The organism is Pseudomonas sp. PDM32, from assembly GCF_019219225.1.
GTDB lineage: Bacteria > Pseudomonadota > Gammaproteobacteria > Pseudomonadales > Pseudomonadaceae > Aquipseudomonas > Aquipseudomonas laurylsulfatiphila.
The window spans coordinates 14801-35498 of sequence record NZ_JAHUWE010000003.1 but is presented as its reverse complement, the minus strand read 5'-3'; the positions used below and the strand labels follow the sequence as shown (position 1 = coordinate 35498).

Genomic DNA, 20698 nt, shown 5'->3' with positions numbered 1-20698 from the left:
CCATGAGCATCACGCAATTCAAGCACACCGCAACCCTGAAACTGGAAGAGTCCAACCCGGTCGCCGTGCCCTTGGGCACGCCCGTGGCCGTGGCCTCGACCACCAGCGTCGAACGCGACGACGGCGTCGAGACCGGCGTCTGGGAATGCACCCCGGGGCGCTGGCGGCGGCAGATCGTCGCCCAGGAGTTCTGTCACTTCATCCAGGGGCGCTGCACCTTCACCCCGGACGGCGGTGAAACGCTGTACATCGAAGCCGGCGACGCACTGATGTTGCCGGCCAACAGCCTCGGTATCTGGGACATCCAGGAAACCGTGCGCAAGACCTACGTCCTGATTTTCTGATCCTTGATTGCCTGCCAACAAAAACAACCTACAGGAATCGACTCATGCTCCGAAAGACACTGACCCTGGCTCCGCTGCTGCTGGTTGCATCGATCAGTCAGGCGGCCGAAACCGTCAAAATCTATAACTGGTCGGATTACATCGCGCCGGACACCACGAAAGACTTCCAGAAAGAAACCGGCATCGGCTTCACCTACGACGTCTACGACAGCAACGAAACCCTCGATGGCAAGCTGATGACCGGTAAATCCGGTTACGACGTGGTGTTTCCGTCCAACCACTTCATGGCGCGGCAAATTGAGGGCGGCGCTCTGAAGAAACTCGACAAGAGCCAGTTGCCGAACTGGAAAAACCTCAACCCGGTATTGCTCAAGGCCTTGCAGACCAATGATCCGGGTAACGAGCACGGCTTCCCGTACCTGTGGGGCAGCACCGGCATCGGCTACAACGTTGCCAAGGTCAAGGCGGTGCTGGGCGACAACGCCCCGGTGGATTCCTGGGACTTGATTTTCAAGCCCGAGAACATGCAGAAGTTGCAGAAGTGCGGCGTGGCCATTCTCGACAACGGCCCCGAACTGCTGCCGGCCGCGTTGAACTACCTCGGCTTGCCGCCTCACAGCAAGAACCCGGACGACTACAAAAAGGCTGAAGCCTTGCTGTTGAAAGTGCGGCCGTATGTGAGCTATTTCCACTCGTCCAAGTACACCAGTGACCTGGCCAACGGTGATATCTGCGTCGCGGTCGGTTTCTCCGGCGACATCCTGCAGGCGGAAAACCGTGCCAGGGAAGCCAACAATGGTATCGACATCGGTTATGCCATTCCCAAGGAAGGCGCCGCCATCTGGTTCGACATGGTCGCGATGCCTGTCGATGCTCCGGACGAAAAGGCCGGTTACGCCTTCATGAACTATCTGCTGCGCCCGGACGTCATGGCCAGCGTCAGCAACTACGTGCACTACGCCAATGGCAACGAGCAGGCTGACAGCCTGATCAACCCGGCGATCAAGAACGACACCAAGGTTTACCCAAGCCCGGAAATGATGGGGAAACTCTTTGCCCTGGAAGCCATGCCATTGAACATCGACCGAGTTCGCACGCGCGTGTGGAACAAGATTCGCACCGGCAGCTGAAGACCTTGTCAGGCAATCGGGACAGGATGTCCCGTTGCCATCCTTGTCAGCCAACCGGCTCGGCTGCGCAACTCATCTGGCCTGAGCCGGGTATCTGGAAAAAAACGTCATCGCCGATTTGCCAGAAGCTGTAGCTGCCTTTGTAATCCTTGCCCGTGTACTGGGTTCCGGAATTGTTCGGCACCTGGTTCAGCGTCACCGAGGAGTTGGCCCATTTGAGGAACACCACGCCCGGTTCGACCGTAAAGAAGGTCGCGGCCACCAATGCGTTGAACCCTGCGCAACGATAAGCCAAGGGGCCTTCGGTGAGCCGGCTCGGGTCCTTGGTTCTGGCAATGGCCGAACCCTGACGCAGTTGGAACGCACGCTCGGCATAACTGGCGATGACGCACGTCTTGGCTTGCGGCCCGGCACCACAGCGGTTACGGGACTCCATCCAGAACCGATGATCTATCTCGACTTTATTCGGGCGCGGCACTGAATGTTCGTCGGTGAGCGCCAGCAGATACAGACGATCGAGTTCCAGGTCCATGCGCGCCAGCTGAGCGTCGTGACAGATAAGCTTTTCGGTGGATGCCTGGGGCGTGGTGCAATCGAAACTGGTTTTGTACGTCGGCAAGGGCTTTGGTTTTGGTTTTGCCTTTGTAGCGGCGTCACAAAAGCTCGCCGTCACGCACGCGCTGACGGCGAGCACAGAGGCCAGAAGTGGCATGACCATTTTCATTTCGGCGTCACCTGAGTCTTTGCGTGATGCCCGTATTGCAACGCCTGTGTCGAAGCGTTGCACATTCATTCGGTCGCACGGGGTCTATCGAGTGTAAGGCAGTGCTCGAAACCTGCCACATCGTGCCAGGAGAAACGTCAGTCTTCCGCGCGAATCGTTGCCACTTCGTCGGCCCTGACTTTCACCATCGCTCCCGAAATGTCCTCGAACTCGAAGAATCCGTCCTTGGTTTTGGTCTTCGGCATGTCCTTGGTCAGGTACTGAGTGCCGTTCTGCAGGGTCACCACCGTTGGCGTCGAGCAACCGGCCAGCACCAGCAGTGCCGCGACGGCCAGGGGTAAACCCAAAGTCTTGATGTCCATGATCACCTCCCGTTCGTTTTGAAGCAGTGCCATCCATTCGCGCCTGTCACTGCATGCCTATGGCGGTTGGTGCCGCCAAGGGGCAGAAAGTTCTACTGCTCGGGAAATATTCCGTACAGCACCTCCATTTATCCTTTTCCGATTGCACCGGGCAGGGCGAAACTGGTATCTGTACGCATAACCAGTACTCGCTCGCCATGGCCCATTTCCTGTGACCGCAAATCCCCTCGACGATCCGTTCTATTACCTCAACAACTTCATGCAAGTGCTTGATTGGCTTGAGCAGCGCTTGGCCGATGTGCTGAGCGTCGACGAGCTGCGTTTCATTAATGAGTTTAAGCGGTTACCCCGTGAATCGCAGGCACTGCTGGTCAGAATGGTCATGCGCAAGGGCATTCATTTCAGGGCCGGCAAACTGCATTACGACGAAATCGGCGATATCCCCGGTGCCGCCGGCCCGCTGTTGAAACTCGGTTGGGTCGACGAGCGTATGCCGCTGGCGGTCGAGGAACTGTTCGAACTGCTCCTCAAGGGTGAAGTCCTCCAGACCTTCGGCTACGTCATCGATCAACCCAAAGGCAGAAAATCCGATTGGCTGCCAGCGCTGAGCGAACAATTTCCCCAGGCGCAAAGCTTCAACGACTGGTGCCCGTGGCTGGATGAGCGCCTGCTCAGCCTGACCATCATGGAATTGTGCGACCGCCTGCGCCTGATGTTCTTCGGCAACCTGTACCAGGACTGGTCGGAGTTCGTGCTGGCCGACCTGGGTATCTACACCTACGAAAAAGTCGAATTCAGCGCCGAGTCCCGCGGCTTGCGCAGCCGCGACGACGTGGATGCCTGTGTCCTCCTGCACGCGTACCAGCAACAGTTCGAAGCCGGTGAAGCGCTGGAGGAGGTGGCCGGGCGCATCAAGGGCCTGACGCTGGACAATCCCTGGTTGCAACGCCGGCGCGGCAAGCTGCTGTTCCAGATGGGCCAGTATTGCGAACGCATCGCGGATTTCGCCATGGCCCTGACCCTGTACCGTGAATGTGCTTATCCGGGGGCGCGGGCGCGGCTCATTCGTGTGCTGGAGCGCAGCGGGGAGTTCGAGTTGGCGCTGGATCTGGCCGAGCAGGCCGAACAGGCACCGGAGAGTGCCGTCGAACACCAGCAGTTGCTCCGCGTGCTGCCCCGCCTGCGACGCAAGCTCGGCGGGCCGCCCATCAAGCGGGCGGCGCCTCGGGAAATGCAGCGTCTGGACCTGCAACTACCAAGAGTCGATCCGGCAATGTCGGTCGAGTTTTACGTTCAGGCGCATCTGGCTGAGGATTCGGCACCGATCCACTACGTCGAAAACAGCCTGATCAACTCGCTGTTCGGCCTGTTGTGCTGGCCGGCGATTTTCGCGCCTTTGCCGGGGGCATTCTTCCACCCGTTCCAGCGCGGGCCGGTGGATTTGCTCAGCGAAGACTTCCAGGCCCGCCGGGCCGAACTGTTCCAGGCGTGCCTGGCCGAACTGGAAGACGGGCGCTACCGGCAGACCATTCGCCAACGTTACGCCGCCAAGTGGGGCGTGCAGTCGCCGTTCGTGTTCTGGAGCGTGCTCAGCGAAGAGTTGCTGGAGCAAGCCCTGGATTGCCTCCCGGCCGAGCATCTCAAGCACTGGTTCAATCGCCTCTTGCTGGACATCAAGGCCAATCGCGCCGGCATGCCGGACCTGATCCAGTTCTGGCCGCAGCAAAAGACCTACCGCATGATCGAAGTCAAAGGCCCGGGCGATCGCCTGCAGGACAACCAGTTGCGCTGGCTGGAGTTCTGCCATGAACACCAGATGCCCGTCGCCGTGTGCTACGTGCAATGGGCGGAGCAGGACGCTTGAGCTACAGCATTGCGGTGCGGGCGCTGTGCGAGTTCACCGCCAAGGCCGGCGACCTCGACCTGCGCTTCACACCGTCGCCCACCGCGCTGGAGGGCATTGTCGGGCACCGCACGGTGGCTTCAAGGCGCAGCGAGGGCTACCAAAGCGAAGTCGCCCTCGAGGGCCAGTATCAGACCTTGACGGTCAAGGGCAGGGCGGATGGCTATGACCCGGGGCAAAACTGCCTGGAAGAGGTCAAGACCTACCGCGGTGACTTGAGCAAGCAACCGGCCAACCACCGTCAGTTGCATTGGGCCCAGGCGAAAATCTACGGCTGGTTGATGTGCCGCCAACGGGATCTGCCGCGGATCAACCTGGCGCTGGTGTATTTCGACATCGTCAGCGAAAAGGAAACCTGCCTGGTCGAGCCCTTCGAGGCCGCGCAGTTGCAACAGTTCTTCGAGCGGCAATGCGCGCGCTTCCTGCAATGGGCGCAACAGGAAGTCGCCCACCGTGACGGGCGCAATCTCGCGGCGCAGCGCCTGGCCTTTCCCCACGCCGACTTTCGGCCGGGGCAGCGCCATCTGGCCGAGTCGGTGTTCAAGGCCGTCAGCACAGGGCGCTGCCTGATGGCGCAGGCGCCCACGGGCATCGGCAAGACCCTGGGCACCCTGTTTCCCATGCTCAAGGCACTGGCACCGCAGCAGCTGGACAAAGTGTTCTTCCTGACGGCGAAAACCCCGGGACGCAAGCTCGCCCTGGACGCCGCGCAAGTGTTGCTGGCCAGCGCCGATGCACCACCGTTGCGGGTGCTGGAGATGATTGCCCGGGACAAGGCCTGCGAACATCCGGACAAGGCCTGCCACGGTGAGTCCTGCCCACTGGCCCGGGGGTTCTACGATCGCCTGCCGGCCGCACGGCAGGCGGCCAGTCAACTGAGCCTGCTGGACCAGGGCGCCCTGCGCGAGGTTGCCCTGGCACACGATGTCTGTCCGTATTACCTGAGCCAGGAAATGGCGCGATGGGCCGACGTGGTGGTTGCCGACTACAACTATTACTTCGATTTCAGCGCCTTGCTGTTCGGTCTGGCCCAGGCCAATCACTGGAAGGTCGCGGTGCTGGTCGACGAAGCCCACAACCTTGTGGAGCGCGGTCGGCAGATGTACAGCGCCAGCCTCGATCAGGCGACCTTCAACGCTGTGCGCAAAACCGCGCCAGACGTGCTGAAAAAGCCGATGCAGCGTATCAGCCGCGAGTGGAATGCCCTGCATGACGCGCAAACCGGTGCCTATCAAGCCTATGACAAGGCGCCGGAAAAGCTGCTTCAGGCACTGTCATCGTGCAGCGCCAGCATCGGTGACTACCTGAACGATCACCCACAAGGGCTGGACAGCGCACTGCAAGGCTTCTACTTCGACATGCTGCAGTTTTGCCGGGTGGCCGAACTGTTCGATGAGCAGTTCCTGTTCGACATCAGCAAGCGCGACCTCGAACGCAAGCGCAATCTCTCGCAGCTGTGCCTGCGCAACGTGGTACCCGCAGGGTTCATCCGCCCGCGCCTGACTGCTGCGCGCAGCACGGTGCTGTTTTCCGCGACCCTCAGCCCCCGGCACTATTACGCCGATTTACTGGGGACGCCGGCGGACACGGTGTGCATCGACGTCGAGTCGCCGTTTCATGCCGATCAACTGCAGGTGCACATCGTCAACCGGATCTCCACGCGGTTCGTGCATCGCCAGTCCTCTCTCGAACCGATCGTGGATCTGATCGCCAGCCAGTTCTGCAAGCGTCCCGGTAATTACCTGGCGTTTTTCAGCAGTTTCGATTATTTGCAGCAGGTGGCGCAGCTACTCGCCGAGAAACATCCGCACATCAGCCTGTGGTCGCAGTCCCGAGGCATGGGTGAAGCGCAACGCCAGCAATTTCTTGACCAATTCCACGCCGACGGTCAGGGGGTCGGCTTTGCGGTACTGGGCGGGGCCTTTGGTGAAGGCATCGACTTGCCCGGTGCCCGGTTGATCGGCGCATTTATCGCCACGTTGGGTCTGGCCCAGCTCAATCCGGTGAACGAGCAACTGAAACGGCGCATGGCCGCCATCTTCGGCGCCGGTTACGACTACACCTATCTGTTTCCCGGTGTACAGAAAGTGGTGCAGGCCGCCGGACGGGTCATCCGTACGCAACAGGATCAAGGGGTAGTGATGTTGATCGATGACCGTTTTGGCGAGAGCAAGGTCAAACAATTGTTGCCGCGTTGGTGGGCTGTCCAAATTCCCGGTATGACGCATACTCCAGAGAAACAATGAGGCGGTGGGATCAATGAGCGAAGATCGAACCAGGGTCAGTGCCATCGAAGACGGTCGTTTCCGGCTATTGATCGATGCAGTGATCGACTATGCGATCTACATGATTGATCCAGACGGCATCATTACCAGCTGGAATGCCGGCGCCAGGCGTTTCAAGGGGTATGAAGAGTCCGAGATTCTCGGTGAGCATTTCTCGCGTTTCTACACCGATGAGGATCGCCGGGCCGGCTTGCCCCAGCGGGCGCTGGACACGGCGCTGGGTGAAGGGCGTTTCGAGGGCGAGGGCTGGCAGGTGCGCAAGGACGGCAGCCATTTCTGGTCCCATGTGGTCATCGATCCGATCTTCGACAGCTCGGGCACCTTGCTGGGTTTCGCCAAGATCACCCGCGACCTGACCGATCGCCGGGTGGCCGAAGAAATCCTCAAGCAAAGCGAGCAGCAGTTTCGCCTGCTGGTGCAGAGCGTTACCGACTATGCGATCTACATGCTTTCGCCGGACGGACGCGTGAGCAACTGGAACCTTGGCGCCCAGCGCATCAAGGGTTACTTGCCGGAAGAGGTCATTGGCCAGCACTTTTCGATCTTTTATACCCCCGAGGATCGCGAAGCCCGCGAACCACAAAGGACGCTGGACATCGCCGTGCGTGAAGGGCGCTTTGAAAACAAGGGCTGGCGGATGCGCAAGGACGGCACGCGGTTCCTCGCCCACGTCATCGTCGATCCGATCTGGGGCGACACCGGCACCTTGCTCGGTTTTGCCAAGATCACCCGTGATATCACTGACGTCACGCAAGCGCAGCAGGTGCTGGAACAAACCCGGGAGGCCTTGTTCCAGGCGCAGAAAATGCAGGCTATCGGCCAGCTCAGTGGTGGCATCGCCCATGATTTCAATAACCTGCTGACGGTGATCCTCGGCAATCTGGAAATCGTGCGCAAACGGGTGACGGACGATCCCAAATTAACCCGCTTGATCGACAACGCTACCCAGGGTGCCCTGCGCGGCGTTTCCCTGACCCAGCGCATGCTGGCGTTTGCCCGACGCCAGGAACTCAAGTCGGAGCCTGTGCGGATACCGGCCTTGGTGGAAGGCATTTCCGGGCTATTGCGCAGTTCCCTGGGGCCTTCGGTGAAAATCGAAACGCGCTTTCCCGAAGATCTCGAACCGGTGCTGGCGGACCTCAATCAGCTGGAACTGGCCGTACTGAACCTGGCCACCAACGCCCGTGACGCCATGCCCAATGGCGGGACCATCAGCTTCAGCGCCAGAGACCGTGAAGTGACCGACAGCGCCACCTCATCCCTGGCCCCGGGACGTTACATTTGCCTGAGCATTGCCGATACCGGCGAAGGCATGGATGAAACCACGCTGGTCTCGGCGATGGACCCGTTTTTCACCACCAAAGGCGTGGGTAAAGGCACGGGCCTTGGGTTGTCGATGGTTCACGGTTTTATTGAACAACTGGGCGGGCGATTCATCCTCAAAAGCCAGAAGGACCATGGCACCACCGCCGAACTCTGGTTGCCGGTCGCCACCGGGGATTCGCCCGTCAAACCGGTCGCCGAAGCGCCGGCCGTGACGGGACCCGGCCTGAGCGTATTGGTGGTGGACGATGACAGCCTGGTATTGACCAGCACCTGCCTGCTGCTCGAGGACCTCGGGCATCGGGTCATCAGTGCGTCTTGCGGTGCCAGGGCGCTGGAACTGTTCAACAGTGAACCGCAGATCGATCTGGTCATCACCGACATGGCCATGCCACAGATGAGTGGGGCTCAACTGGCCAATGCCATCAGGAGCATGCGACCGGACGTGCCGATCATCCTCGCCACCGGTTATGCCGAACGGCTGGAAGGCTTTGCCGCCCATCTGCCGCGTCTGTCGAAACCTTTTACCCAACTCAACCTGGTGGAAGTCATTGCCTTGGCGATGAAGTGACGCGGCGTTTGCGCTGTTCATAGCGGGCCAGCATGGGCTGGGTGCTGATGCCGTGGACCAAAATGCTCAGAGCCACCACCGAGAGCGTCAGGTCGGCGCACAAGGTGGCCACCGAAGGTGGCAGATCGTGGTTCAGGGCGTAGAACAGGTAGTAGAAACTGCCGATGCCGCGAATGCCGAACCAGCCGATCAACCAGCGTTGCGGGCCATTGAGCAGCGAACCCCAGGGCATCAGCCACACCGCCAGCGGGCGAATCATCCCGAACAGCACCAGCGCGAGCACCAGAGCCCGCCAGTCCCAATGTGCAACCAGCACGACCCCGAGCAAGGTGACCAGAAACACTTCCATGGCCCGTTCCACCAGGCTGCCGAACGACAGCATGTCGCCCATCATGATCCCGGCAGCGACTTGCGTGTCTTGCAAGTGGTCCACATTGCCGGCCACGGCCGCTTCGGGTTCGACATGCTGATGACCGACCACCGCCTGGACCAGATGCTCGGCCGGTGCCTGGGTGTCACCGCTTGTCCTGACCTCGGCCTGGCGCAAGCCCAGGCCAGCGGCAAACACCGAGAGAAAGCCGTAGCCCTGAATGGTTTCGGCCACGACATAGGCCAGTGCGATCAGGGCCAGAGCCAGGTAATCATTAGGTGAGAAGGTGCTGTCGGCATTCTTGATGCGCATGAACAAGGTCAGGCGACCAATGCCGCGCCCCATCCAGTAACCGGTCAGCAATCCGGCGGGAACGGCCCAGAGCAGACGCTTGAGGAACCAGTCATCCAGACCGCTGGCAATACTGCCGTTTTGCTGCAAGAACAGCAGCCCCAGAATCACAAAGGGGAATGCGATGCCGTCGTTCAATCCAGCCTCGCCCGAGAGTCCGAACCGCACCGGATCGTCGTCCTTGGCGTCATTGACCTGAACCAGCGAGGCCAGGACCGGATCGGTCGGCGCCAGTATCGCCCCGATCAGCAGCGACGGCCCCCATGCCAGCGCGAAGGCGAAATGCAGCAGCAGGCAGATGCCGACAATCGTGAGCATCATGACCGGTCCCGCCAGAACAAACGCCACTCGCCATTGGCGATCACGAAGCGCGGGGCGCAGCTTGAGACCACAGACAAACAAGGAAAACAGCACCGCGACTTCCGTCAGGTGCTCGATCCAGAATGCCGACTCCTTGATATCCAGCCTGAGCAAACCCAGGCCCGCCGGACCGATGGCGACGCCCAGTACCAGACACACGGCCGACGTAGTGACCGGCATCCAGCGCAGGTACGACGAAGTCAGTGCCAGCGTCAGCAACACAGCCCCCAACACCGCCACCCAGGTAACGAAGCTCATGGTCCGGATCCCAAAACAACCGCCAGTGCAGGGCTATTGGTTGTTGAGCATCGCAGGCTTGGGTCGGTTCAATTTTTCAGCGGGTCAAAGAATCGGCTTCCCACCCTGTGGGAGCGAGCCTGCTCGCGAAGGCGCAGTGTCAGGCGACTACATTGCCAACCGACAGGGCCCCATCGCGAGCAGGCTCGCTCCCACAAGGGGGATAGGAATGGCAGGAGCGCTGGATCAGGCCTTGAGATGGCGCAAGCTGCGCTCCATCCGCGCGATGCCTTCTTCGAGCAGCGAGCGTGGGCAGCCGAAATTCAGGCGCACGAACTGCTTGCAGTCATCGCCGAAGTCCAGGCCGGCGCTCAAGCCGACCCTGGCCTGTTCGAGGAAGAACTGCTGCGGATCGTCCAGCCCCAGTGCCGTGCAGTCGAGCCACGCCAGGTAAGTGCTTTGCGGCAGATTCATGGTGATGCCCGGCAGGCGGGTGCGTACTGCGTCGGCGAGGAAATCGCGGTTGCCTTGCAGGTAGACCTTCAGTTCGGCCAGCCATGGCGCAGCTTCGCTGTAGGCGACGCGGGTGGCTTCCATGCCCAGCGGGTTGACGCTGTCGACCATGCCGCAACGGGCGTGGTTGACCTTCTCGCGCAGGTGGCGGTCCTGGATGATCATGAACGAGGTCTTCAGGCCTGCGATGTTGTAGGCCTTGCTCGCTGACATCAGCGTGATGGTGCGCTGGGCGACCTGCGGGCTCAGCGTGGCCATCGGAATGTGCTGGCGGCCATCGAAGCACAACTCGGCGTGGATCTCGTCGGAAATGATCCAGGCATCATGCTCGAGGCAAATGTCGGCAATGGCTTGCAGCTCTGCACGCGGGAAGGCTTTGCCCAGCGGGTTGTGCGGGTTGCTCAGCAGCAGTGCGCCACCGCCTTGCAACGACTGGCTCAGGGTATCCAGCGGCGTGCTGTAGGTGCCATCGGTTTGCGCATCGAAGTTCAGTTCGACCTTGTTCAGACCCCAATGCCCGGGTGCGTGGCGCAGCGGCGGGTAATTCGGCACCTGTACAACGACGTTCTGTGGCGCCTGCACCAGGGCCTTCAATGCCATGTTGAAGCCCGACTCGACACCCGGCAGGAAAATCAGCTCCTGCGGCTCGACACGCCAGGCGTATTTGTTCCAGAGGTCGGCCACGATAGCCTCGCGCAGGTCATCCTGGGCCACGCTGTAACCGACCATCGGGTGTTCCAGTCGTTTTTGCAGGGCCTGGATGATCACCGGCGGCGCGGCGAAATCCATGTCGGCGACCCACATCGGCAACACGTCCGCCGGGTAGCGGCTCCACTTGGTACTGCCGGTGTTGTGGCGGTCGAACACCTGATCAAAATCGAAAGTCATGCGCAAATCTCGTAAAGGCCGGTTAATCATGCCGGCCATGATAAGCGCCAATCCCCTGTAGGAGCGAGCCTGCTCGCGATGACTGACACCACACCCCCTGTGGGAGCGGGCTTGCCCGCGAAGGGGCCGGCAGATCCAGCATGAGTGTTGCCTGACACTACGCCTTCGCGGGCAAGCCCGCTCCCACAGGTTTTGTGCCAATAGCCGTGAACGCCGACTAACGCCCGACGGTCGGGTTCCATCGCAGATTCGACAGCATTGACTAAAGTTCAACTGTCGGCAGCCAGACTGCCGCGACCGTGGTTGTTCGAAAAAGCCCGGCCATGTACCGGGTTCCACCTGATCAGGAGTGCACGATGGATCTCAGCCGTCGTCAGTTCTTCAAGGTCGCCGGTATCGGCCTTGCAGGCTCTAGCCTGGGTGCGTTGGGCATGGCCCCGACGCTTGCCTTTGCCGAACAGGTGCGTCATTTCAAGCTCGCCCACACCCATGAAACCCGCAACACCTGCCCGTATTGCTCGGTCGGTTGCGGCTTGATCATGTACAGCCAGGGCGATGCGGCGAAGAATGTCGCGCAAAACATCATCCACATCGAAGGTGACGCCGACCACCCGGTCAACCGCGGCACCCTGTGCCCCAAAGGTGCGGGCCTGCTGGATTTCATTCACAGTCCCGGCCGCCTGCAATACCCGCAGGTACGCAAGCCCGGCAGCAGCGAGTGGACGCGCATCTCCTGGGATGAAGCCCTCGATCGTGTCGCCGACCTGATGAAGGCCGACCGCGACGCCAACTTCATCGAGAAGAACGCCCAGGGGCAAACGGTGAACCGCTGGCTGACCACCGGCTTCCTCGCGGCATCGGCGGCGTCCAATGAAGCGGGCTACATCACCCACAAGGTGGTGCGCAGCCTCGGCATGCTGGGGTTCGATAACCAGGCGCGTGTCTGACACGGCCCGACGGTGGCAAGTCTTGCCCCGACGTACGGCCGTGGTGCCATGACCAATACCTGGACCGATATCGCCAACGCGAATCTGGTCTTGGTGATGGGCGGCAACGCAGCAGAAGCGCACCCGTGCGGCTTCAAATGGGTGACCGAAGCCAAGGCGCACAACAAGGCGCGGCTGATCGTGGTCGACCCGCGTTTTACCCGTACCGCCTCGGTGGCCGACTATTACGCGCCGATCCGTACCGGCACCGACATCGCCTTCATGGGCGGGCTGATCAACTACCTGCTGACCGAGGACAAGATCCAGCACGAGTACGTGCGCAACTACACCGACGTGTCGTTCATCGTCAAAGCCGGCTATGGCTTCGAGGACGGGATTTTCAGCGGCTACGACGCGGCCAAGCGCCTCTACACCGACAAATCCGGCTGGGGCTATGAGCTCGGTGAGGACGGCTTTGCCAAGGTCGACCCGACCCTGCAGGACCCGCGTTGCGTCTATCAGTTGATGAAGCAGCATTACAGCCGTTACACCCGGGAACTGGCGAGCCAGATCTGCGGCATGCCGGTCGATGCCATGCAGAAAATCTGGGAGGAAATCGCCACTTGCTCGACGCCGGGCAAAACCATGACCATCCTCTACGCGCTGGGCTGGACCCAGCACTCGATTGGCGCGCAGATGATCCGCAGCGCGGCGATGGTGCAACTGTTGCTGGGCAACGTCGGCATGCCGGGCGGCGGCGTGAACGCCTTGCGCGGACACTCCAACATCCAGGGGCTGACCGACCTGGGGCTGCTGTCCAACTCACTGCCGGGCTACCTCACGCTACCTGGCGATGCCGAGCAGGATTACAACGCCTACATCGTCAAGCGTACGCAGAAGCCGCTGCGTCCGGGGCAACTGTCCTACTGGCAGAACTACAGCAAGTTCCATGTCAGCCTGATGAAGTCCTGGTACGGCGCCAACGCCACCGCCGAGAACAACTGGGCTTACGAGTACTTGCCGAAACTGGACATTCCCCAGTACGACATCCTCAAGGTGTTCGACCTGATGGGGCAAGGCAAGGTTAACGGCTACATGTGCCAGGGCTTCAACCCTATCGCCGCGTTGCCAGACAAAAACCGCGTGATGGCGGCACTGGCCAAGCTGAAATGGCTGGTGGTGATGGACCCACTGGCCACGGAGACTTCCGAGTTCTGGCAAAAGGTCGGGCCGTACAACGACGTGAACAGCGCCGACATCCAGACCGAAGTGATCCGCCTGCCCACCACCTGTTTTGCCGAGGAAGACGGTTCGCTGGTCAACAGCAGCCGCTGGCTGCAATGGCACTGGAAAGGCGCCGACGGCCCTGGCGAAGCGCGCACCGACGTGCGGATCATGAGCGAATTGTTCCTGCGTCTGCGCCAGCGCTATCAGGCCAATGGCGGTGCATATCCCGACCCGCTGCTCAAGTTGACGTGGCCGTACAAGATCCCCGACGAACCTTCGCCAGAGGAACTGGCCAAGGAAATCAACGGCTCGGCGACTTCCGACTTCACCGACGCCACCGGCGCGGCGATCAAGGCCAATACGCAACTGGCCGGTTTCGGCCAGCTCAAGGATGACGGCAGCACGGCGTCCGGGTGCTGGATTTTCTGTGGCAGCTGGACCGAACTGGGCAACCAGATGGCCCGCCGCGACAACAACGACCCGTACGGCATGCACCAGCATCAGGGCTGGGCCTGGGCCTGGCCGGCCAACCGGCGGATTCTCTACAACCGCGCCTCGGCGGACCTGCAAGGCAAGCCGTGGGATCCGAAAAAACGCCTGGTGTGGTGGAACGGCAAAGCCTGGGCCGGCACCGATGTACCGGACTACAAGGCCGACGTGCCGCCGGAAGCCGGGATGAACCCGTTCATCATGAACCCCGAAGGCGTGGCGCGGTTCTTCGCCGTCGACAAGATGAACGAAGGTCCGTTTCCCGAGCACTACGAGCCGTTCGAGACCCCGATCGGCATCAACCCGCTGCACCCGCAAAACAAGAAAGCCACCAGCAACCCGGCAGCGCGGATCTTCGATTCGGTGTGGGACACCCTCGGCGTGGCCAAGGATTACCCGTACGCCGCCACCAGTTACCGGCTGACCGAGCATTTCCACTTCTGGAGCAAGCATTGCAAGCTCAACGCGATCGTCCAGCCCGAGCAGTTCGTGGAAATCGGCGAAGTGCTGGCCAAGGAAAAAGGCATAGTCGCAGGCGACAGGGTACGGGTCAGCAGCAAGCGTGGCTTCATCGAAGCGGTGGCGGTGGTGACCAAGCGGATTCGTCCGCTGCAGGTCAACAATCAGGTGGTGCACCAGATCGGCATTCCGCTGCACTGGGGCTTTACCGGGCTCACGCGGCACGGTTACCTGACCAACACCCTGGTGCCGTTCCTCGGCGATGGCAACACACAGACCCCGGAATCCAAGTCATTCCTGGTCAACGTGGAGAAAGTCTAAATGGCCAGCCAAGACATCATTGCCCGCTCGGCCACCACCACACCCGCGCCCTCGGTGCGCGGCATGGAGGAAGTCGCCAAGCTGATCGACACCACCAAATGCATTGGCTGCAAGGCCTGCCAGGTTGCCTGCTCGGAATGGAACGATCTGCGCGATGAGGTCGGCTACAACCACGGTACCTACGAAAACCCGCAGGACCTCAGTGCCGAAACCTGGACGCTGATGCGCTTCACCGAGCACGAGACCGACGCCGGCAATCTGGAGTGGCTGATCCGCAAGGACGGCTGCATGCACTGCGCCGAGCCCGGTTGCCTGGCGGCATGTCCCAGCCCCGGGGCGATCATCAAGCACGCCAACGGCATCGTCGATTTCGATCAGGACCACTGCATCGGCTGCGGTTACTGCATTACCGGGTGTCCGTTCAACATTCCACGGATCTCACAAAAGGATCACAAGGCCTACAAATGCACCCTGTGCTCGGACCGGGTGGCGGTTGGCCTGGAACCGGCCTGCGTGAAAACCTGCCCGACCGGTGCCATCGTGTTCGGTTCCAAGGACGACATGAAGGAGCACGCAGCCGAACGCATCGTCGATCTGAAAAGCCGTGGCTTTGAGAACGCCGGCCTGTACGACCCCGAAGGCGTCGGCGGCACCCACGTGATGTACGTGCTGCACCATGCCGATACGCCAAGAGTGTACGCGGGCTTGCCCGATCACCCGGCGATCAGCCCGTTGGTAGGGCTGTGGAAAGGCATCAGCAAACCTCTGGCGCTGCTGGCCATGGGCGCGGCGGTGCTGGCCGGGTTCTTCCACTACGTGCGGGTCGGCCCGCAAATCGTCGAAGAGGATGAACATCCCGAGCCGCCGGACAACGCCGTGCACGAAGTCGATCCGTCGGTGCACACCTTCGATCCCCGTGGGGAGGGCAGGCCATGAGCAACAAGACGATCCTGCGCTACACCAGCAACCAGCGCACCAATCACTGGCTGGTGGCGATTCTGTTCTTCATGGCTGGTTTGTCCGGATTGGCACTGTTCCACCCGGCGCTGTTTTGGCTGAGCAACCTGTTCGGCGGCGGGCCATGGACACGCATCCTGCACCCGTTCATGGGCGTGCTGATGTTCCTGCTGTTCCTTGGCCTGGTGTTCCGCTTCTGGCGCGCCAACTACTTCATCGCCAACGATCGCCTGTGGCTCAGGCGCATCGACCGGGTGATGAAAAATGAAGAGGAGGGCGTCCCGCCCATCGGCAAATACAACCCCGGGCAGAAGCTGCTGTTCTGGACTTTACTGCTGTGCATGCTGGTGCTGTTGTTCAGCGGGCTGGTGATCTGGCGTGCCTACTTCAGCGAGTATTTCGGCATCACCGCGATACGCTGGGCGATGTTGCTGCATGCCCTGGCCGGGTTTGTGCTGATCCTGAGCATCATCGTGCACATCTACGCCGGCATCTGGATCAAGGGCTCGGTCAGCGCCATGGTGCACGGCCGGGTCAGCCGCGCCTGGGCCAGGAAGCACCACGAACTCTGGTATCGCCAAGTGACTCAAGATGAGACCCGCGACGAAGTTCCTACGCGACCGATCACCAAAAAGGGCTGACATTTGCCAACCATCCTCGAACCTGGAGAAATCGAAGCGGCGGCCAGTTCGCCGCCGTTTCTGTACCTGCCACCGCCCAACCTGTTCAGCCTGCGCGCCCAGCGCCTGGAAACCCTGGCCGAAGGGCACCCGCTGGCCGATTATCTGCGCCTGATTGCCGGGTTGTGCCGGGTGCAGCAACAGGTGCTGGACGACCCGCCGCTTGGCGAGCCTCTGGACCGGCAACGCATCGAATTGTGCCAGCAGCACGGCTTGCCGCCCTTTGCGGCCGACAGCCTGGCGCGCGAAGACGTCTGGCAGCTTTACCTCGATGCCTTGTTGCAGCGCTACGGCGCACCGCCACAATCCGCCGTGGCCGACGCCGTGGACAACTTGCGCCTGGCCGGTGCCGGGCAACGCCGCGCCTGGGCGGTGGCACTGGTCAGCGGCCAGTACTCGCTGGTACCGGCCGCGCTGGTGCCGTTTCTCGGTGCGGCGCTGCAAACGGCCTGGAGCCACTGGCTGTTGAGTACGCCGAACCTGGCACTGACACCTGGCGACAGCCTCAGCCAGTGCCCGGCCTGCGGCTCGCCGGCCATGGCCGGGGTCATCCGCCATCGCGGCAAGCACAATGGCTTGCGTTATCTGGTCTGTTCGCTGTGTGCCTGCGAGTGGCACGTGGTGCGGGTCAAGTGCGTGTATTGCGAGCAGAGCAAGGGCCTGGAATACCTCAGCCTCGAAGATGATCGCCATGCCGCCAACCAGGCGCCGTTGCGCGCCGAAGTCTGCCCCGGTTGCAACAGCTATCTGAAGTTGCTCTATCTGGAGAACGATGCGGATGCCGAAGCGTTGTCGGCCGACCTGTCCAGCCTGATGCTCGACATGCGCCTGGCCCAGGACGGTTATCAGCGCCTGGCGCCGAATCTGCTGTTGGCGCCGGGAGACGAATAAACCCAGCGTCTACACTCTGGCGCGAGGGTCATTCGTTTCCAGGAGTGCCAGATGTCTGCACGCGGTGCCAGCCAATCTCTGCGTCTACCTTCCATCGACAGTCTGTTGCGTCACCCGGCGTGCCGGCCGCTGGCCGAGCGCCATGGACGCGACGCCTTGCTGGGTGCCTTGCGGCTGTTGCTGGATGAGTTGCGCGAAGGGGCACGGCAGGGTTTGCTCGAACCTGTAGAGGTCAGCGCCGAAGTGCTGGCAGGCCGGGTCGGCGAGCGATTGGCGATCCAGCATCGCAGCCATGTGCGGCGGGTGTTCAACCTTACCGGCACGGTGCTGCACACCAACCTCGGGCGGGCGTTGTTGCCCGAAGAAGCGATCGAGGCGGTGCAAATGGCCGCACGTTATCCGCTCAACCTGGAGTTTGACCTGCGCAGCGGCAAGCGTGGCGATCGCGACGACCTGATCGAAGGCTTGATCCGCGAGCTGACCGGCGCCGAAGCGGTGACCGTGGTCAACAACAATGCCGCTGCGGTGCTGCTGACCCTCAACAGCCTGGGGGCGCGCAAGGAAGGGATCATTTCCCGGGGCGAACTGATTGAAATCGGCGGCGCCTTCCGCATTCCCGACATCATGGCCCGCGCCGGGGTAAAGCTTGTGGAGGTGGGCACCACCAACCGCACCCATGCCCGCGACTACGAAACCGCCATCGGCGCGCGCAGCGGTTTGATCATGCGGGTGCACGCGAGCAACTACAGCATTCAAGGCTTCACCACGAGCGTGCCGACCGCGGAACTTGCGCAACTGGCACACCGGCACGGCTTGCCGCTGCTCGAAGACCTCGGCAGCGGCAGCCTACTGGACTTGACCCGCTGGGGGCTGCCCGCCGAGCCGACGGTGCGTCAGGCGCTGCTGGATGGCGCGGACATCGTCACCTTCAGTGGCGACAAACTGCTCGGTGGCCCGCAAGCCGGGCTGATTGTCGGCCGCAAGGACCTGATCGCCAGGATCAAGAAAAACCCGCTCAAGCGTGCGCTGCGGGTCGACAAAATGACCCTGGCGGCCCTGGAAGCGGTGCTGGGGCTCTACCGAAATCCGGACCGACTGGCCGAGCGTTTGCCGAGCCTGCGCCTGTTGACCCGGCCACAGGCCGATATCCTTGCCCAGGCTGAGTGCTTGCAGCCGGCGCTGGCCCGCGTGCTGGGTGACGGCTGGAGCGTCAGTGCCATGCCGTCACTGGGCATGATCGGCAGCGGCAGCCAACCGGTGGCGCGGCTGGCCAGCGCGGCGCTGTGTATTCGCCCACTCACGTCGAAGCGTTTGCGCGGGCGATCCTTGCTGAGTCTGGAGGAGGCCTTTCGCGCCTTGCCGATTGCAGTGCTCGGGCGCATTGACGATGACGCCCTGTGGCTGGACCTGCGGCAACTGGACGACGAGCCGGCCTGGCTGACACAGCTCGATCAATTGCACGTGGAGGGCCGGGCAGGGTGATTGTCGGCACCGCAGGACACATCGACCATGGCAAGACGGCGCTGCTCCAGGCGCTGACGGGCCAGGCGGGCGACCGGCGCCGGGAGGAGCGTGAGCGCGGCATGACCATCGACCTCGGCTACCTGTATGCCGCGCTGGAGCCTGAGGCGCCACTGACCGGTTTCATCGACGTTCCCGGCCATGAGCGCTTCACCCACAACATGCTGGCCGGGGCACAGGGCATCGATCTGGTGTTGCTGGTGGTGGCCGCCGATGACGGGGTGATGCCGCAGACCCGCGAGCACCTGGCGATCGTCGAGTTGCTCGGCATCCCGCGGGCGCTGGTGGCGATCAGCAAGTGCGATCGGGTCGACAGCGCCAGGGTGCAAGACGTGCGTGAGCAGATCCGTACCTTGCTGGCGCCCGGACCCTATGCCGATGCACCGCTGATTGCACTGTCGAGCGTGACCGGCGAGGGCATCGAAACCTTGCGCAAGGCGTTGCTCGATGCCCAGGGTGAAGTGTCGCAACGCAACACCGAGGGTGGTTTTCGCCTGGCGATCGATCGGGCCTTCAGCGTGGCCGGGGCCGGTATCGTGGTGACCGGTACGGCGCTGTCCGGCCAGGTCGCGGTGGGCGATACCTTGCTGTTGGGACCACAAGGCAAACCGGTGCGCATTCGCGGCCTGCACGCGCAAAACCAGGCCGCCGAACACGCCTGTGCCGGCCAGCGTGTGGCGTTGAACCTGAGTGCCGAGCGGCTGGCGCTGGAGCATATCCATCGCGGTCACTGGTTGCTGGCCGACGGCTTGTTTGCGCCCACCCAGCGCCTGGACATTGACATGCAGTTGCTTGCCGGCGAATCCCGGACCTTCGAACACTTTCAACCGGTGCACGTGCACCTCGGCACCCAGGACGTCACCGGCAGAGTCGCCTTGCTCGAAGGCACCAGCCTGGTGCCCGGTGGGCGGATGTTTGCCCAACTGCTGCTCAATGCGCCGGTGCACGCGGTGAAAGGCGATCGGCTGATCCTGCGCGACCAGAGTGCCCAACGTACCTTGGGGGGCGGTCGGGTACTCGATCCGTTTGCACCCACCCGGCAACGCCGCAGCCCCGAACGCTTGGCGCAGCTGGTGGCACTGGCGAGCAGCATCAGGCTGGAGGATGTTTTGCCGGCGTTGCTGGCCCACAGCGACTCCGGGCTCGATCCGCAACGCCTGGAGCGGCAGTTCAACCGTCCGCGCAGCCATTGGGTGTTGCCCGCTGACGTGCGCTTGATCGACACCCGCCAGGGCGCGTTGCTGTTCAGTGCCAGCCGTTGGCAGGCCTTGAAGGCCGCGGTGCTGGAACAGCTCGCACGCTTTCATCAACTCGAACCGGACCAGATGGGGCCGGACCGGGATCGCTTGCGCCGATTTGCCGGCAGCACTCAAGAACGCGGGACATTCATCAGCCTGCTCGACGAGTTGCTGACCAGCGGCGACATCGCCAGCAGTGGCCCGTGGTTGCACCTGCCCGGGCATCAGGTGCGCTTGAGCGAAGAGGACGAAGCCCTGTGGCTGCAATTGCAACCGCTGTTCGAGCAGGCTGCATTCGACCCGCCGTGGGTGCGCGACCTGGGGCATGAGGAAGCGGCCGTGCGCGGGTTGCTGCGCAAAATGGCGCGCCTGGGCCTGATGCATCAAGTGGTGCGCGACCTGTTTTATACCGACAGCATGATTCGCCGATTGGCGGCTATGCTGTTGCAACTGGCGGACGCCAACCCGGTGATCCAGGTGGCGGCGTTTCGTGATGCGGTGGGCCTGGGGCGCAAGCGCAGTATCCAGATACTGGAGTACTTCGACCGCATCGGCCTGACCCGGCGTTTTGGCGATCGTCGCCAGGTTCGCCCGGACAATGCGTTGGCCCAGCGCAATGAGCCCTGAT

General features: G+C 62.1%; 15 protein-coding genes. 11 read left to right on the top strand and 4 right to left on the bottom strand.

The features are described 5' to 3' along the window. The first annotated feature begins 2 nt into the window (after window positions 1–2). Window positions 3–344, top strand: a complete 342-nt coding sequence (locus KW846_RS06610; RefSeq protein ID WP_218481703.1) for a cupin domain-containing protein — start codon at window positions 3–5, stop codon at window positions 342–344. A 44-nt stretch (window positions 345–388) separates the two neighbouring features. Continuing rightward, complete coding sequence (locus tag KW846_RS06605) at window positions 389–1474, top strand: polyamine ABC transporter substrate-binding protein (protein ID WP_218481702.1); 1086 nt, start codon at window positions 389–391, stop codon at window positions 1472–1474. Between the two features lie 46 nt (window positions 1475–1520). Here the strand turns inward: KW846_RS06605 and KW846_RS06600 are convergent, their stop codons facing one another. Then, a complete protein-coding gene (locus tag KW846_RS06600) occupies window positions 1521–2198 on the bottom strand; it encodes an MliC family protein (protein ID WP_218481966.1) in 678 nt (225 codons plus the stop codon). Window positions 2199–2335: 137 nt separating this feature from the next. Next, window positions 2336–2560, bottom strand: coding sequence for a YgdI/YgdR family lipoprotein (locus tag KW846_RS06595; RefSeq protein ID WP_218481965.1), 225 nt, complete (start codon window positions 2558–2560; stop codon window positions 2336–2338). 259 nt (window positions 2561–2819) lie between these two features. On the opposite strand from KW846_RS06595, the gene KW846_RS06590 reads away from it, so the two are divergent. From KW846_RS06590 to KW846_RS06580, 3 genes are read left to right on the top strand one after another with little or no spacing between them, the layout of a single operon-like run. Beyond that, window positions 2820–4424, top strand: a complete 1605-nt coding sequence (locus KW846_RS06590; RefSeq protein WP_256356644.1) for a VRR-NUC domain-containing protein — start codon at window positions 2820–2822, stop codon at window positions 4422–4424. Beyond that, on the top strand, window positions 4421–6709 hold the full coding sequence (locus tag KW846_RS06585; RefSeq protein ID WP_218481700.1) for an ATP-dependent DNA helicase: 2289 nt from the start codon (window positions 4421–4423) through the stop codon (window positions 6707–6709). The genes KW846_RS06590 and KW846_RS06585 overlap by 4 nt, the downstream gene beginning before the upstream one ends. A gap of 13 nt (window positions 6710–6722) precedes the next feature. Further along, window positions 6723–8642, top strand: coding sequence for a PAS domain-containing sensor histidine kinase (locus tag KW846_RS06580; protein WP_218481699.1), 1920 nt, complete (start codon window positions 6723–6725; stop codon window positions 8640–8642). Here the strand turns inward: KW846_RS06580 and KW846_RS06575 are convergent. Together KW846_RS06575 and KW846_RS06570 are read right to left on the bottom strand one after the other, a co-directional pair. Then, window positions 8620–9981, bottom strand: a complete 1362-nt coding sequence (locus tag KW846_RS06575; RefSeq protein ID WP_218481698.1) for a sodium:proton antiporter — start codon at window positions 9979–9981, stop codon at window positions 8620–8622. The two genes, KW846_RS06580 and KW846_RS06575, sit on opposite strands and share 23 nt — an antisense overlap. 225 nt (window positions 9982–10206) lie before the next feature. Continuing rightward, window positions 10207–11361, bottom strand: a complete 1155-nt coding sequence (locus KW846_RS06570) for a MalY/PatB family protein (RefSeq protein WP_218481697.1) — start codon at window positions 11359–11361, stop codon at window positions 10207–10209. A gap of 356 nt (window positions 11362–11717) precedes the next feature. Between KW846_RS06570 and fdnG the strand changes: the two genes are divergently transcribed. The 6 genes from fdnG to selB are packed head-to-tail and all read left to right on the top strand — an operon-like array spanning window position 11718 to window position 20697. Beyond that, window positions 11718–14783 (top strand): formate dehydrogenase-N subunit alpha, encoded by a 3066-nt coding sequence (fdnG, locus tag KW846_RS06565; RefSeq protein ID WP_218481696.1) that lies wholly within the window; start codon window positions 11718–11720, stop codon window positions 14781–14783. Beyond that, window positions 14784–15719: a formate dehydrogenase subunit beta gene (fdxH, locus tag KW846_RS06560; protein WP_218481695.1), complete on the top strand. Its 936-nt coding sequence runs from the start codon at window positions 14784–14786 to the stop codon at window positions 15717–15719. Next, a complete protein-coding gene (locus tag KW846_RS06555; RefSeq protein ID WP_218481694.1) occupies window positions 15716–16381 on the top strand; it encodes a formate dehydrogenase subunit gamma in 666 nt (221 codons plus the stop codon). Before fdxH ends, KW846_RS06555 begins: the two co-directional genes overlap by 4 nt. 3 nt (window positions 16382–16384) lie before the next feature. Beyond that, window positions 16385–17311: a formate dehydrogenase accessory protein FdhE gene (gene fdhE, locus KW846_RS06550; RefSeq protein WP_218481693.1), complete on the top strand. Its 927-nt coding sequence runs from the start codon at window positions 16385–16387 to the stop codon at window positions 17309–17311. 51 nt (window positions 17312–17362) lie between these two features. Next, complete coding sequence (gene selA, locus KW846_RS06545) at window positions 17363–18793, top strand: L-seryl-tRNA(Sec) selenium transferase (protein WP_218481692.1); 1431 nt, start codon at window positions 17363–17365, stop codon at window positions 18791–18793. Next, a complete protein-coding gene (selB, locus tag KW846_RS06540) occupies window positions 18790–20697 on the top strand; it encodes a selenocysteine-specific translation elongation factor (RefSeq protein ID WP_218481691.1) in 1908 nt (635 codons plus the stop codon). The genes selA and selB overlap by 4 nt, the downstream gene beginning before the upstream one ends. The last annotated feature ends 1 nt before the right edge of the window (window position 20698 follow it).

What these genes read in the sequence shown, in the direction of transcription:
- KW846_RS06570 (WP_218481697.1), bottom strand. Translation starts at nt 11,361, where the DNA reads ATGACTTTCGATTTTGATCAGGTGTTCGACCGCCACAACACCGGCAGT.
- selA (WP_218481692.1), top strand. Translation starts at nt 17,363, where the DNA reads ATGTCTGCACGCGGTGCCAGCCAATCTCTGCGTCTACCTTCCATCGAC.
- KW846_RS06600 (WP_218481966.1), bottom strand. Translation starts at nt 2,198, where the DNA reads ATGAAAATGGTCATGCCACTTCTGGCCTCTGTGCTCGCCGTCAGCGCG.
- fdxH (WP_218481695.1), top strand. Translation starts at nt 14,784, where the DNA reads ATGGCCAGCCAAGACATCATTGCCCGCTCGGCCACCACCACACCCGCG.
- KW846_RS06555 (WP_218481694.1), top strand. Translation starts at nt 15,716, where the DNA reads ATGAGCAACAAGACGATCCTGCGCTACACCAGCAACCAGCGCACCAAT.
- KW846_RS06580 (WP_218481699.1), top strand. Translation starts at nt 6,723, where the DNA reads ATGAGCGAAGATCGAACCAGGGTCAGTGCCATCGAAGACGGTCGTTTC.
- KW846_RS06590 (WP_256356644.1), top strand. Translation starts at nt 2,820, where the DNA reads ATGCAAGTGCTTGATTGGCTTGAGCAGCGCTTGGCCGATGTGCTGAGC.
- KW846_RS06605 (WP_218481702.1), top strand. Translation starts at nt 389, where the DNA reads ATGCTCCGAAAGACACTGACCCTGGCTCCGCTGCTGCTGGTTGCATCG.
- KW846_RS06575 (WP_218481698.1), bottom strand. Translation starts at nt 9,981, where the DNA reads ATGAGCTTCGTTACCTGGGTGGCGGTGTTGGGGGCTGTGTTGCTGACG.
- KW846_RS06610 (WP_218481703.1), top strand. Translation starts at nt 3, where the DNA reads ATGAGCATCACGCAATTCAAGCACACCGCAACCCTGAAACTGGAAGAG.
- KW846_RS06595 (WP_218481965.1), bottom strand. Translation starts at nt 2,560, where the DNA reads ATGGACATCAAGACTTTGGGTTTACCCCTGGCCGTCGCGGCACTGCTG.